The following is a 13,592-nucleotide window of genomic DNA, read 5'->3' as shown; positions in this document are numbered from 1 at the left end:
TCAGTGGCCTGCGCCGGGCGTATTGGCGCTGTGATCGGCGCTGTGATCGGCGCGATCGTCCACGCCCGCCGACTCGAAGCTCGCCATCTCGTTGAGGAAGGCCACGGCCGCACGCAGCAGCGGCACCGCGAGCGCCGCGCCCGTGCCTTCGCCGAGGCGCAGATCGAGCGCGAGCAGTTCGCGTCCGCCGAAATGATCGAGCATGCGGCGATGGCCCGCTTCGTTCGACGCGTGCGCGAACACGCAGTAATCGCGCACGTTCGGCGCGAGCGAATCGGCCACCAGCAGCGCCGAGGTCGCGATGAAGCCATCGACGAGAATCGCCATGCGCTGACGCGCCGCTTCGAGAAACGCGCCCGTCATCATCGCGATTTCGAAGCCGCCGAACGTGGCGAGCACGTCGAGCGGCTCGCGCACCTGAGCGTGCTTCGCGAGCGCCGCCGCCAGCACGTTGCGCTTCTTCGCGAGACCGGCGTTGTCGAGTCCGGTGCCGCGCCCGACGCATTCGTCGATGGGCACGTTGCACAGACGGCTCATCAGACACGCCGCCGCCGACGTGTTCGCGATGCCCATCTCGCCGAAGCCGATCACGTTGGTACCGAGCGCCGCATGATGACGCACGCGCGCCGCGCCCGCCGCGAGCGCGCGCACCGCTTCGTCGCGCGTCATCGCCGGTTCGTGCGCGAAATTGCGCGTGCCGCGTGCGATCGGCACGCTGACGAGTTGCGCCGATTCGGGCAACGGCGCGGCCACGCCCGCATCGACGATTTCGAGTTCGAGCCCGCCCACGCCGCTGAACGCGTTGATCGCCGCGCCGCCCGCGAGAAAGTTCGCGACCATCTGCACCGTGACGGCCTGCGGATACGGGCTCACGCCTTCGTGCGCGATGCCGTGATCGCCGGCGAACACGATCATCGCGGGACGCGTCACGCGCGGCTGCGTGCTGCGCTGGATCATGCCGAGCTGGCGCGCGAGCGTTTCGAGGCGGCCGAGGCTGCCCGGCGGCTTGGTCTTGGTATCGATCAGATGTTGCAGCGTGTCGCGCAGCGAGACGTCGAGCGGTTCGATGGTCAGCAGATCGGAAAGCGTCGTGGTCATAGGTCGTTCGTTAGCGTTCGGCGCGCGCGGCGCGTGGGTGTTTGTCGCCGCGCGCGAATCATTTGTGATGGGCGAAATCAGGTCAATGCGGATCAGCCGGGCGCGTGCGTGGAAGCGAGCGCCGGCACGAGCGCTTCGTGCGGGCCGTCGCGGATCAGCAACAGCGCGTGGCCGAAGGCGTCGCTCGCGCGCTCCGCCGTCAAGACGTCGCGCACGGGGCCGGCGTAATAGCCGCCGCGTCCGTCGAGCAGGAGCGCGTGGGTCGCGAATCGGCGCGCGAGATTGAGATCGTGGCACGAGAGCACGACGGCGCGCAGGTCGTCTGCTGTCCCGGCGCGAACCCATTGCGTGAGCGCATCGAGACACGCAATCTGATGATGCAGATCGAGATGCGCGAGCGGTTCGTCGAGCAGCAACAGCGGCGCATCCTGACACAGCACCGCCGCGAGCGCGACGCGCTGACGCTCGCCGCCCGAGAGCGAGAGCACGTCGCGCCCGACGAAGGCTTCGAGGCCGAGCGTGGCCAGCGCTGCGTACGCGGCAGCGCGATCGTCTTCGCTTTCCCAGCCCCAACCCGCGAGATGCGGATAGCGGTTGAGCAGCACGGTGTCGAGCACGCTCGCGCTGAACGCGTCGCGCACGTCTTGCGGCATCAGCGCGCGTCGTTGCGCGAGTCGCACGGGCGGCCAGTCGCGCAGTGTCACGCCGTCGACTTCGACATGGCCCGACGCGGCGTCGCGCAAACCGGCGAGCGCGGAAATCAAGGTGGTTTTGCCCGCGCCGTTCGCGCCCGCGAAGCACCAGATTTCGCCCGCGCCAATGTCGAGCGTGAGGTGTTCGACGAGCGTGCGCGAACCCGCGCGCAAGGTGAGCGCGCGCGTGGCGAGTAATGACGATGCACCCGGCGATGCACTCGACGGCGTGATCGGCAAGGCGCTCATCGCGTGCGCCTCCGCAGCAGCATCCACAGGAACACGGGCACGCCCGCGAGCGCCGTCACCACGCCGACCGGCAATTGCGTCGGCGCGGCCACGGTGCGCGCGACGAGATCGGCGCCCATCACGGCGAGGCCGCCCGCAAGCGCGGCGGCGGGCACGAGCATGCGCTGGTCGTTGCCGAACGCGAGCCGCAGCATATGCGGCACGACGAGCCCGACGAAGCCGATGGTGCCGCCCGTCGTCACCGCGGCGGCGGCGGCGAGCGACGCGGCAAGATACACGCCCACGCGCAGACGCCGCACCGGCACGCCGAGCGCCTGCGCCGCGGCGTCGCCGCGCAGCAGCACATTCAGACGCGGCGCGGCATGCACGGCGAACGCGAGCACCACCGCGAGCGCCGCGAACGCGGGCCACGGCGCGGCGATGCCGTTGAGATCGCCGGTCAGCCAGAACAGCATGCCGCGCAGACGCGCGTCGGGCGCGAGCGTCAGCAGCAAGGTGATCAGCGCGCCCCACCCGGCCGCCGTGACCGCGCCCGTGAGCAGCAGACGCGGCGCGCTGTCCTGCGGCTCGCCGCGCCACAACTCGCGGCGCGCAAGACCGAGCACGAGCAGGATCGACACGAACGCGCCCGCGCAGGCGCTCGCCTGCACGGCCCACGTCGCGAGACCCGCGATCATCGCGCACAACGCAAAGGCCGCCGCGCCGCCCGACACGCCGAGCACGTAAGGTTCCGCGAGCGGATTGCGCAACAGCACCTGCAGCAGCGCGCCCGCGAGCGCGAGCAACGCACCGCACGCGAAGCCGCCAAGCGCGCGCGGCATGCGCAACGTGCGGACGATTTCTGTGGTCATGTCGTCGGCCGCCGCGTTCGCGACAGCGGTATGAAGCGACGTCGAAGGCATGAGCGCATGCAGTGCCTGCGCGAACGACACCGGCACGCTGCCGATCAGCAGCGACGCCGCGAACACCGCGACCGCCGCAAGCGCGAGCCCGCACCAGATCGCCGCTGCGCGGCGCGCGTGCATGCCGCGACGCGGCGGCGCAACACGAACGCCCGGCGCGTGCGTCGAGCGTTCGCGCGCGTGGCGCGGTTCATCGGGACTGACGGTTTGCATGCTGGGTTCGGCGTGGCTCGGACGTGGCTGGAGTGTGGCTGCGCTCGCGTGCGTATCGATCGTTGCGCGTCGCAAATTTGAGATGTCGAGATGTTATAACGCGCGCGGCGCGTTTGGCCGCCGATTCCCCATCGCATATGCAATTCGCTCGGCAGTTCGAGCGCCTGCACTTCGCGCCCTCTTTCGCGTGACGCGCTGCACGAAGCAACTGACTGCCACGAACCGCAACATAAAACGACGCGCAAAAAAAGTACTGAGACTGCGCGAATCAAGCGTCAAGAAAGCGCGATTATTGCCGTAAACGTGGCGATCGAGCGTGAGCGCGCATCCGACAACGCTCGGCAAAATATGTTCCCGCAGCACGGCACGCAACACGCCAACCGTTAAAAAACGCAAGATACAGGCACGAAGCAGGGCTGTTACGTCTGGAAACGACGCAATTATCGGAATACGCCACAATCCGCGCTAGAATGCCTGTCTTTAGAGGACGCAGCACATGCTCAACGAACTCGAAACACTCTCACAAAACATCGGGCGGCTGATCGAGATCAATCAGCGCCATCACGAAGCACGCGTGGCGCTCGAAGAGCAACTCGCACAACTTCAAGCGCAATGCGAAGCCACGCGTACGGAACTCGAGCAGGTGCGCGAAGAGCGTAACGCGCTGCAAGCCGAACGCGACGGGCTGTCGGCGAAGATCGACGACGCACAGGTGCGCCTGAACGCGATCCTCGAAAAGCTGCCGCGCGCACGCGCCGGCGCCGATCGCGACAATCAGCTCGACCTGCTCGAACCGCAGCAAAGCGCCGACGACGACAACGCCGCTCGCCACGGAGAAAATGCATGACGACCAAACAGATCGAAGCGACCATTCTCGGCCAGAGCTATCGCCTCGCCTGTTCGCCTGAAACCGAAGGCGCGCTGCTCGAAGCAGTGGCACGCGTGGACGCGGAAATGTCGAAGATCCGCAATCACAGCAACGTGCGCGGCCAGGATCGCATCGCCGTCATGGCGGCGCTCTCGCTCGCCTCGGAACTGCTGCGTTTGCAGACCAGCGTGCGTCACGGAGAAGCATTCCCAGCCGAAGAAATCCGTCGTACAATGCGCCAAATGAATGATCAGCTTGGCGCAGTGATCCAGCAATATGGCGTGCAATAAAAACGCCGCTGCATAATGCGCTAAAATGGATTCATCGAAACGTAGGAAGTGAATACGTTTCTAAACAGGTTTAAGCAGCTGTGGTTGTCATCAACGGCAGTTGCAATCAGTTCAGCTTCCCTGCCTGGTTCGCCAAGGTCATATATTCCTTGAACCAATGCCATGTGCACGGTTGCGGAAATTTGTAGCACGGGTGTGCGCGTCACTTGTCTGATGTACCCGAAGTGCTGCTAACTGCGACCAATTCTGAACCTCAGGTTCAGGATGCCGGCCTAGCGGCTAAGGCGGGGACCTATTCGAACGGCATCGGACACGCGTCCGATGCCGTTTTCCTTTTGTGCTCTCCAAATCGATCTTCACGTCATGCGCTACTGGCTGATGAAGTCCGAACCCGACGAAGCGAGCATCGACGATCTCGCCAACGCGCCGCAGCACTCGCTGCCCTGGACCGGCGTGCGCAACTATCAGGCGCGCAATTTCATGCGCGACACCATGCAGATCGGCGACGGCGTGCTCTTCTATCATTCGAGCTGTCCCGAACCCGGCATCGCGGGGCTCGCGCAAGTGTCCTCCACCGCGTATCCCGATCCCACGCAGTTCGATCCGAAAAGCCCTTACTACGACGCGAAATCCACGCAGGAAACGCCGCGCTGGATGCTCGTCGACGTCGTGTTCAAGAAGAAGTGCGCGCTGATTCCGCTCGCCACGCTGCGCGAGCACGACGAGCTTGCCGAGATGCGCGTGCTCGCCAAGGGCAATCGCCTTTCGATCACGCCGGTCACGCGCGCCGAGTGGGATTTCATCACGAAGCGGCTGATGTAGCCTGTTTCAGGCGCTCGATCTTCAAAGTGTGCAAAACCGCCAGCGTGCGGGAACCCCGCGCGCGGCGCATCGCCTAACGAACACGCCGGCCGCCACGCAGCACACCGCGCCCTCGTACAGGCAGCCGACACGTGTGCGCGAAGTTCAGCACAATCATGCGCTCGTGCCGGTACGCGTCAGTCCAGGCAGTCGCGCAATATGCAGCGCTGCCACGTGCTGCAACGACCCGCCGGCGCATTCGTTCTGCAAGGAGCCACAATGAAGAAAAGAACCGCCGTCACGCTCGCCGCCGCCCTTTCCGCTGCGATTCCGTTCGCCTTGACGCTCGCGCCCAGCGCCGCCTTCGCGCAGAGCGATGCGCGCTATCAGCCCTCCGGCGTGCTCTCGCTGTCGGCCCAGGCGAGCGCCGAGGTGCCGCAGGATGTCGTCACGATCACGTTGTTCTACGAGCAGGAAGCGAGCGATCCCGCGTCGCTGACCAGCACGCTCAATCAGCGCGCCGACTCCGCGCTGCAAAAAGCCAAGGGCGTCAACGGCGTGACCGCGCGCTCGGGCCAGTTCTCGATCTACCCGTCCACCGACCGCGACGGCCGCATCTCCGCCTGGCGCGGCCGCACCGAGGTCGTGCTCGAATCGCGCAACTTCGCCGCCGCGTCGAAACTCGCGGGCGATATCTCGTCGGTCATGCAGGTCGGCAACGTGGCGTTCTCGCTCTCGCCCGAAGCGCAGCGCGCCGCCGAACAGAAGCTGTCGAGCGAAGCGATCGCGTCGTTCCGCGATCAGGCGTCCGCGAATGCGCGCGCGTTCGGCTACAGCGGCTATGCGATCCGCGACGTCAACGTGGGTCACTCCGGCGTGCCGCCGCGTCCGATGATGATGATGAGCGCGCGTGCCGCCAGCGCCGACGCGAAGATGGCACCCATGCCGCTCGAAGGCGGCACCTCCACCGTGACGGTCAACGTCTCGGGCTCGGTGCAGATGAAGTAACGCGACAGCGCCTGCGAAAGCACGTTTTAACGCGCTGCCAAACAAAAAAGCCACGGCAAACACCGTGGCTTTTTTCATGGGACTTCAGCGTGGGCGCTGTGCGCTTCAGCTTTTCGCGGCAGCCGTCTGCTGCGTGCCGTTCGCACCGTTCGCACCGCTGTCACCGCTGGCCCGCTTCGCGCGGCGATACGCCCAGATCATCAGCAGCACGCCCACGATGATCATCGGCAGCGACAGCCATTGGCCCATCGACAGACCGAGCGCGAGCAGGCCGAGGAAGTCGTCGGGTTCGCGCGCGAATTCCACCGTGAAGCGCGCGAGGCCATAGCCGATCAGGAACATCGCCGAAATCGCGCCGACGGGGCGCTGCTTGCGCGAGAACAGGATCAGCACGAAGAACAGCGCGATGCCTTCGAGCGCGATCTCGTACAGCTCGGACGGATGGCGCGGCAGCAGATGATATTGCGCGAACACTTCGTTCAGATGCCACTTCGCGGCCAGCGCGGGATGCGTTTGCAGCCACGCGGCGTCGTCGTTCGCGGCGCCCGGGAACATCATCGCCCAGGGCGAATCCGGCGAGGTCACGCGGCCCCACAGTTCGCCGTTGATGAAGTTGCCGAGACGCCCGGCGGCGAGACCCGTCGGCACCATCGGCGCGACGAAGTCGGTGACCTGCAGCCACGTGCGGCCGCGTTGCCACGCGAACAGGATCATCGCGAAGGTCACGCCGAGGAAACCGCCGTGGAACGACATGCCGCCTTCCCACACCTTGAAGATGTCGAGCGGATGCGCGAAGTACCAGCTCGCCTTGTAGAACAGCACGTAGCCGAGACGCCCGCCGAGGATCGTGCCGAGCACGCCGTAGAACAGCATGTCGTCGATGTCCTTGGCGGTCCAGCCCTGCGCGGCCACATACGGCAGACGCAGGCGCAGACGGCCGATCACGATCGCGAGAATAAAGCCGACGAGATACATGAGGCCGTACCAGCGCACGGCGAGCGGCCCCAGATGGATGGCGACGGGGTCGAAATTCGGATGGATGAGCATCGTGAAGTGGATTCTTGTCGGCGGTGAGCTTGAAAGCGGGTTGCAAGATACGCCACGCGGGTTGCACGTTACGCGGCGCCGAGGGGTGACATTATCGCCGACGCCGGGGCGCGCGAGCCAAAATGCACATTTCTCGCTGATCGTGCTGATCCGCGATTTTAAGGGACAGAGATGAAGGCGCCGTGCACACGCGTCGGCCGCCGGGACTTCACGCGTGCGGCTGCGCGTTCACCGTCGCCGCGTGCGCGCGCACGATCTCGATGAACGCCGCCAGCACCGGGCTCACCTCCTGCACGCGCCAGACGAGGCCGGTTTCGATCGTCGGCACGGCCTGCGCGAGCGGCCGGTAGACCACGCCCGTGCGCCGCAGATGGCGCAGCGACTGCGGCACCAGCGCCACGCCCATGCCCGCCGAGACGAGGCTCACGATCGTCTGCATCTGGACCGCTTCCTGGCCCACGCGCGGCGCGAGACCGGCCGCGCCGTAGCAGTCCATGATCGTGTCGTGAAAACCCGGGGCCAGATGGCGCGGAAACACGACGAGCGGCACGTCGGCGAGTTCGCGCAGGTTCACGGGCGTGGCGCACCAGCCGTCGTCGGCGTCGGCTTCGGCTTCCGCGCCGCCGAGTTGCGCCGAGAGCGCCGCCGGCATCGCGATCACCAGCGGCTCGCGCGCGACCGGCAGATACGCGAGCTGCGCCGCGTGGCGCGGCGGCACGGGCGCGATCACGAGGCCCGCGTCGATGCGCCCCGCCACCAGTTCGTCCACCTGCACGTCGCTGGTCGCTTCGGCCAGTTGCAGCCGCACGCGCGGATAGCGCGCGCCGAAGTCGCGCAGCAGGAGCGGCAGCAGGCCGTAGTCGGCGGTCGAGACGAAAGCCAGCGCCAGCACGCCCGCCTCGCCGCGCGCGAGACTCTGCGCGAGCGGGCGCAAGGCGTCCGCCGAAGCCAGAATGCGCCGCACCTCCGGCAGCAGATCGGCACCCACGGCCGTCAGCTCGACCGAGCGGCGCGTGCGCGCGAACAGCTCCACGCCAAGCGCCTCCTCCAGCGCGCGGATCGCCTGCGAGAGCGGCGGCTGCGTCATCGACAGGCGCGCGGCGGCGCGGCCGAAATGCTGCTCCTCCGCCACCGCCACGAAGTAGCGCAACTGGCGCAGATCGGGACTCGCGAGACTCATCGTGACCACTCCGTTGATATGTTTTTCGACTCAATAAGCCACGAATAATATATTGGACATTGCGCTCGCGACACACCATCCTGACACGCACGTCCCCTCATCCCCACAACAATCGAAATCGAGACACGGAGCGTCCCCATGGCATACAACCGTCGTTCGAAGCACATCACGCAAGGCGTCGCGCGCTCGCCGAACCGTTCGATGTTTTACGCGCTCGGCTACGAGAAGGCTGACTTCGACAAGCCGATGATCGGCGTCGCCAACGGCCATTCGACCATCACGCCTTGCAACGCGGGCCTGCAACGGCTCGCCGACGCCGCCGTGGGCGCGCTCAAGGACGCCGACGCCAACGCCCAGACTTTCGGCACGCCGACCATTTCCGACGGCATGTCGATGGGCACCGAAGGTATGAAGTACTCGCTCGTCTCGCGCGAAGTGATCGCCGACTGCATCGAGACCTGCGTCCAGGGCCAGTGGATGGACGGCGTGGTCGTGATCGGCGGCTGCGACAAGAACATGCCCGGCGGCATGATCGCGCTCGCCCGCATCAACGTGCCGGGCATCTACGTGTACGGCGGCACGATCCGGCCGGGCCACTGGAAGGGCAAGGACCTGACGATCGTCTCGGCGTTCGAGGCCGTCGGCGAATTCACGGCGGGCCGCATGAGCGAGGAGGATTTCGAGGGCGTCGAACAGAACGCGTGTCCGTCGACCGGCTCGTGCGGCGGCATGTACACGGCCAACACCATGAGCTCGTCGTTCGAGGCGCTCGGCATGTCGCTGCTCTATTCGTCGACGATGGCGAATCCCGATCAGGAGAAGGTGGATTCGGCGGCGGAGTCGGCGCGCGTGCTCGTCGAAGCGGTCAAGAAAGACCTCAAGCCGCGCGACATCATCACGAAGGCATCGATCGAAAACGCCGTGGCGCTGATCATGGCGACGGGCGGCTCGACCAATGCCGTGCTGCACTATCTGGCCATCGCGCACGCCGCCGAAATCGACTGGACCATCGACGACTTCGAGCGCATGCGCAAGAAGGTGCCGGTCATCTGCGACCTCAAGCCCTCGGGCCAGTATGTGGCCACCGACCTGCACGCGGCGGGCGGCATTCCGCAGGTGCTCAAGCTGCTGCTCGACGCAGGCCTGCTCAACGGCGACTGCATGACCATCACGGGCCGCACGATCGCGGAAGAACTCAAGGACGTGCCGTCGCAACCGCGCGCCGACCAGAAGGTGATTTATCCGATCGACCAGGCGCTCTACAAGGAAGGCCACCTCGCGATTCTCAAGGGCAATCTCGCGACCGAGGGCGCGGTCGCCAAGATCACGGGGCTGAAGAATCCGGTGATCACCGGCCCGGCGCGCGTGTTCGACGACGAGCAGAGCGCGATGGATGCGATCCTCGCCGACAAGATCCAGGCCGGCGACGTGGTCGTGCTGCGCTACCTCGGGCCGAAGGGCGGACCCGGCATGCCGGAGATGCTCGCGCCGACGTCGGCGATCATCGGCAAGGGGCTCGGCGAAACGGTCGGGCTCATCACCGACGGTCGCTTCTCGGGCGGCACGTGGGGCATGGTGGTCGGGCACGTCGCGCCCGAGGCGTTCGAGGGCGGCACGATCGCGCTCGTGCAGGAAGGCGATTCGATCACCATCGATGCGCACCGGCTGTTGCTGCAACTGAACATCGACGATGCCGAACTCGCGCGCCGCCGCGCCGCGTGGAAGCAACCCGCACCGCGTTATACGCGCGGCGTGCTCGCGAAGTTCGCGGCGCTCGCGCGGCCCGCGAACAAGGGCGCCGTGACGGGCTGAGGGTGAGCTGGCAGGCATCGCGGCGAACTGGGCCAGACGCAATCCACACAGCAATGCGCGCGCGATAACACAGGCGGCAACCCGGCAAAGGGCGCACGGAAAATCCGCGCGCCCTTTGCTCTTATAATGCGTCGACACAGCCGGCGCCTACGCTGGCGGAGACCAGCATGAAACAGAAGTCGCAAGCGAAGAACAAGACAGCGACGCTCGCCGCCGCGCTCACGTTTCTCCTCGCCGCGTCGCACGTACAGGCACAAGCGCAGGTGCAGAACGCGCCCGGCGGACTCGCCCTCGCCCAGCAGCAGAACTGCATGAGCTGTCATTCGGTCACGCGCACCTTCATGGGTCCCGCACTGCGCGACGTCGCCGCGAAGTACGCCGGCAAGCCGGACGCGCAGAACTATCTCGCCCACAAGATCGCGGAAGGCAGCAGCGGCGTCTGGGGCGTCGTGCCCATGCCCGCCAACACGCAACTGAGCCCCGGCCAGGCGGCCACGCTCGCCGGCTGGATTCTCACGCTGAAATGATGGGATAACGCGCGCGTCCCAAAGACGCGTGCCATGAAGACGCGTGCGGCGCGCACAAGTCGTGACGCGCCGCAGCGAAAACAATCAAGGATGCAGCGAGCGCGAAGAACGCGCGCCGCTCAGGCTTTGTGCGAGCCGCCATGTCCGGCGCGCGCGGCGAGTTCCTCGCGCACCGCGGCCTTCACCCAGCCCTTCAGTTCCGTTTCGAGCGCGAGACCGATCTCGCGCGACACCTGTCCGACGATCCAGTGCGCGTGCTCCTGCATGGCGGCACTGCAACGCGCTTCGATCACGCCGCGCCCTTCGCCGGTGAGCCAGCTCAGCGCGCGTCCGCGCAGACGCTCGACGAGCGCGTCGGCGTCGTGGGCGAAGAGACCTTCGGGTTCATAAGCGGTGGATTGCGCGGGCGGCTCGGCCGAAGTTTGCGCCGACAACTGCGGCTCCGGCACGGCGTTCGCGGCTGCGAGCGCGGCCGCCGCACTGGCAGGCGTCGCCGGCACGAGCGGTTCGAAGCGATCGACCAGCTCGGGCAGATCGTCGTGATCGATGTGATCGAGGCGGCTACCGTGGCCGGCATCGCCGCTCAATTCCGCGTGCTCGCCGTGACCGGCTTCATCCGCCTGAACGTGAACGGCCGCAGCCGCGGCTTCGTCCTGTGGCGTCTCGGCGCGCTCGAACGGCGAACGCGCACGCAGCAGGTTGCCGTTGACCAGCACCTCGTCCAGCATGGGAATCGGCGCCTCGTCGACGTCGTGGAGATCGGGCATGATCGCCTCCTTCGAAAGTCGGTCAAGCAAGGCGAGGCGCGTCAACTGCCCTGCTTGTAGTTGTTCAGCGCATAGCCGCGATCGCGATAGAAGCGGTAGCGCTCGCGCCCGGACGCGAGTTCCTCGGGCGCATCGCCGATCACTTCGAGCAGGCGCTCGAAGCGGGCGAACTGCGGCGGCACCTCGGCGCCCAGATTGAGCAGCACGCGATGATGCGGCGCGCGCTCAAGGTCCGTGGCCAGCACGATGGGCGTCTCGGCCGCGTGCGCGCTGTCGGCCATGCAATGCGGCACGAAGTCGAGCGGCGAGAACGTCCACAACATCTCGTCGAAAGCGCGCAGGCGCCCAGGCTCGGCCAGCACAACCGCCTGCTGGCCCGCCTGATACGCCTTGCGCACGAGACGGCATGCGTACAGCAGCGAGTCGCCGACATTCGTATGAAAGTCGATGCGCGTCATGCCCGCCCCGCCGCTATTTTCATGCCTGCCCCGCTTTGCAACATGGTTTGCAACACCTGCATCACTGCGCGGCGCGATCGATCAGGAATTGCGCCAGCAGCGGCACCGGACGGCCCGTTGCGCCCTTCGCCGCGCCGCTCTTCCATGCGGTGCCCGCGATGTCGAGGTGCGCCCACGGATACGCTTCGGTGAAGCGCGAGAGGAAGCACGCCGCCGTCACGCTGCCCGCCGGACGCCCGCCGATATTGGCGAGATCGGCGAAATTCGACTTGAGCTGATCCTGATACTCGTCGTCGAGCGGCATACGCCAGGCCGGGTCGGAAGCTTCGCGCGACGCGTCGAGCAGTTCGCCCGCGAGCGCGTCGTCCTTCGAGAACAGGCCGCTGTTGTGATGGCCGAGCGCGATGATGCACGCGCCCGTGAGCGTGGCGATGTCGATCACCGCTGCCGGCTTGAAGCGTTCGGCGTAGGTGAGCGCGTCGCACAGGATCAGACGGCCTTCGGCGTCGGTGTTGAGCACTTCGACCGTGAGGCCCGCCATCGTCGTGACGACGTCGCCCGGCTTGGTGGCGTTGCCCGCGGGCATGTTCTCGCAGGCCGGGATGATGCCGATCACGTTGAGCTTCAGGCCCATTTCGGCGACCGCGCGAATCGTGCCGAGCACCGAGCCCGCGCCGCACATGTCGTACTTCATCTCGTCCATGCCCTCGCCGGGCTTGAGCGAAATGCCGCCGGTGTCGAACGTGACGCCCTTGCCGACCAGCACGATCGGCGCGGATTTCGCGCTGGCGCCCTGGTAATGCAGCACGATGAACTGCGGCGGTTCGACCGAGCCCTTTGTTACAGAAAGAAACGAACCCATCTTGAGCGCTTCGATCTGACGCTGGCCCAGCACTTCGACCTTGAGCTTCCAGTCGCGCGCGAGCTTCTTCGCGGTGGCGGCCAGATAGGTGGGCGTGCAGACGTTGCCCGGCAGGTTGCCGAGGTCGCGCGTGAGGTCCATGCCGTTGGCGAGCGCCACGGCCTGCTTCGCGGCGACCTTCGCCACCTTCTCGTCGGCGGCGTCGACGCTGAACACCACGCGCTTGAGCGCGCGCTGCGTGACGTCGGGCTTGCTCTTCATCTGCGTGAAGCGGTAGGTCTCGGTGCGCAGGACCTGAATCGCGGCGCGCACGCCCCAGTCGCTCGTGCGCTCCTTGATGGGCAGTTGCGCGAGCGTGAAGGTCACCTGGGCGATGCGCGTGCCGAGGATCGCGCGCCATGCCGCACGGGCTGCGTCGTTATAGGCTTTCTGGCCGAACGCATCCTGCTTGCCGAGACCGACGAGCAGCACGCGCGACGCGCCGATGCCCGTCACTTCGGGCAGGAACAGCGTGGAACCGGCCTTGCCGTCGATATCGCCGGCCTTGACGACGCGGGCGATCGTGCCGCCGAGCGCCGCATTGAGCGCGAATGCCGCGCCGGAGAGGGTTTGGGCCTCGAAGACACCCACCACGACGCAATCCGACTTGCCGGTCAGGAAGGGGCCTTCCCCGCCTTTGCTCCAATCACAGGCTTTTATGCTAAAGTCCATCGCGCTTGTCCTCGGATAAAATCAGGGCTTAGGATGAAAGCCGCAATTATCCGCTATTTTTCCCGCGGCGGCTCCTCGGCGGTTGCGCGAAAGGCGCGGCGCCTGGT

General features: G+C 66.5%; 15 protein-coding genes and 1 other RNA gene. 8 read left to right on the top strand and 8 right to left on the bottom strand.

The genetic code is table 11. The features are described from left to right. The 3 genes from cobT to G5S35_RS03485 all read right to left on the bottom strand — a co-directional run bounded on the left by cobT (position 1) and on the right by G5S35_RS03485 (position 3,154). Positions 1 to 1,098 (bottom strand): nicotinate-nucleotide--dimethylbenzimidazole phosphoribosyltransferase, encoded by a 1,098-nt coding sequence (cobT, locus tag G5S35_RS03495; protein WP_183038586.1) that lies wholly within the window; start codon positions 1,096 to 1,098, stop codon positions 1 to 3. A 92-nt stretch (positions 1,099 to 1,190) separates the two neighbouring features. After that, positions 1,191 to 2,039 carry an ABC transporter ATP-binding protein gene (locus G5S35_RS03490; RefSeq protein ID WP_183038585.1) on the bottom strand — a complete coding sequence of 283 codons (849 nt, stop codon included), beginning with the start codon at positions 2,037 to 2,039 and terminating at the stop codon, positions 1,191 to 1,193. Then, positions 2,036 to 3,154, bottom strand: coding sequence for a FecCD family ABC transporter permease (locus tag G5S35_RS03485; RefSeq protein ID WP_183038584.1), 1,119 nt, complete (start codon positions 3,152 to 3,154; stop codon positions 2,036 to 2,038). Before G5S35_RS03485 ends, G5S35_RS03490 begins: the two co-directional genes overlap by 4 nt. 496 nt (positions 3,155 to 3,650) lie before the next feature. Here G5S35_RS03485 and G5S35_RS03480 point away from each other — a divergent pair, with 496 nt between their 5' ends. The 5 genes from G5S35_RS03480 to G5S35_RS03460 all read left to right on the top strand — a co-directional run bounded on the left by G5S35_RS03480 (position 3,651) and on the right by G5S35_RS03460 (position 6,121). Next, positions 3,651 to 4,001, top strand: coding sequence for an ATPase (locus G5S35_RS03480; protein ID WP_074984688.1), 351 nt, complete (start codon positions 3,651 to 3,653; stop codon positions 3,999 to 4,001). Then, the gene (locus tag G5S35_RS03475; RefSeq protein WP_065057327.1) at positions 3,998 to 4,312 is read left to right on the top strand and encodes a cell division protein ZapA; all 315 of its coding nucleotides are present in this window, start codon (positions 3,998 to 4,000) and stop codon (positions 4,310 to 4,312) included. Before G5S35_RS03480 ends, G5S35_RS03475 begins: the two co-directional genes overlap by 4 nt. Positions 4,313 to 4,426: 114 nt before the next feature. Continuing rightward, positions 4,427 to 4,607: non-coding RNA, 6S RNA (ssrS, locus tag G5S35_RS03470), on the top strand. Positions 4,608 to 4,675: 68 nt separating this feature from the next. After that, on the top strand, positions 4,676 to 5,134 hold the full coding sequence (locus G5S35_RS03465; RefSeq protein ID WP_065057379.1) for an EVE domain-containing protein: 459 nt from the start codon (positions 4,676 to 4,678) through the stop codon (positions 5,132 to 5,134). Between the two features lie 258 nt (positions 5,135 to 5,392). Then, a complete protein-coding gene (locus tag G5S35_RS03460; RefSeq protein ID WP_065057326.1) occupies positions 5,393 to 6,121 on the top strand; it encodes an SIMPL domain-containing protein in 729 nt (242 codons plus the stop codon). Between the two features lie 105 nt (positions 6,122 to 6,226). Here G5S35_RS03460 and lgt read toward each other — a convergent pair whose 3' ends face one another. Beyond that, entirely contained in the window at positions 6,227 to 7,168 is a 942-nt protein-coding gene (gene lgt / locus G5S35_RS03455; RefSeq protein ID WP_110327561.1) for a prolipoprotein diacylglyceryl transferase, read from the bottom strand. Here lgt and G5S35_RS03450 point away from each other — a divergent pair. After that, positions 7,161 to 7,343 carry a hypothetical protein gene (locus G5S35_RS03450; RefSeq protein ID WP_124261103.1) on the top strand — a complete coding sequence of 61 codons (183 nt, stop codon included), beginning with the start codon at positions 7,161 to 7,163 and terminating at the stop codon, positions 7,341 to 7,343. The genes lgt and G5S35_RS03450 overlap by 8 nt on opposite strands. A gap of 33 nt (positions 7,344 to 7,376) precedes the next feature. On the opposite strand, the gene G5S35_RS03445 is transcribed toward G5S35_RS03450, so the two are convergent. Then, positions 7,377 to 8,348: a LysR family transcriptional regulator gene (locus tag G5S35_RS03445; RefSeq protein ID WP_183038583.1), complete on the bottom strand. Its 972-nt coding sequence runs from the start codon at positions 8,346 to 8,348 to the stop codon at positions 7,377 to 7,379. Between the two features lie 138 nt (positions 8,349 to 8,486). Here G5S35_RS03445 and ilvD point away from each other — a divergent pair, with 138 nt between their 5' ends. Together ilvD and G5S35_RS03435 are read left to right on the top strand one after the other, a co-directional pair. Next, complete coding sequence (ilvD, locus tag G5S35_RS03440; protein WP_183038582.1) at positions 8,487 to 10,160, top strand: dihydroxy-acid dehydratase; 1,674 nt, start codon at positions 8,487 to 8,489, stop codon at positions 10,158 to 10,160. A gap of 167 nt (positions 10,161 to 10,327) precedes the next feature. Further along, on the top strand, positions 10,328 to 10,687 hold the full coding sequence (locus tag G5S35_RS03435; protein ID WP_065057323.1) for a c-type cytochrome: 360 nt from the start codon (positions 10,328 to 10,330) through the stop codon (positions 10,685 to 10,687). Positions 10,688 to 10,806: 119 nt separating this feature from the next. Here G5S35_RS03435 and G5S35_RS03430 read toward each other — a convergent pair whose 3' ends face one another. From G5S35_RS03430 to G5S35_RS03420, 3 genes are all read right to left on the bottom strand, one after another. Beyond that, a complete protein-coding gene (locus G5S35_RS03430; protein WP_183038581.1) occupies positions 10,807 to 11,454 on the bottom strand; it encodes a DUF2486 family protein in 648 nt (215 codons plus the stop codon). A 41-nt stretch (positions 11,455 to 11,495) separates the two neighbouring features. Next, the gene (locus G5S35_RS03425) at positions 11,496 to 11,912 is read right to left on the bottom strand and encodes a DNA polymerase III subunit chi (protein ID WP_065057321.1); all 417 of its coding nucleotides are present in this window, start codon (positions 11,910 to 11,912) and stop codon (positions 11,496 to 11,498) included. A 61-nt stretch (positions 11,913 to 11,973) separates the two neighbouring features. After that, entirely contained in the window at positions 11,974 to 13,485 is a 1,512-nt protein-coding gene (locus G5S35_RS03420) for a leucyl aminopeptidase (RefSeq protein WP_065057320.1), read from the bottom strand. Positions 13,486 to 13,592 lie beyond the last annotated feature (107 nt).

The sequence above is a fragment of the Paraburkholderia tropica genome (assembly GCF_014171495.1).
In the GTDB taxonomy this organism is placed as follows: Bacteria; Pseudomonadota; Gammaproteobacteria; order Burkholderiales; family Burkholderiaceae; genus Paraburkholderia; species Paraburkholderia tropica.
This window is presented reverse-complemented; position numbering and strand designations above follow the sequence as displayed.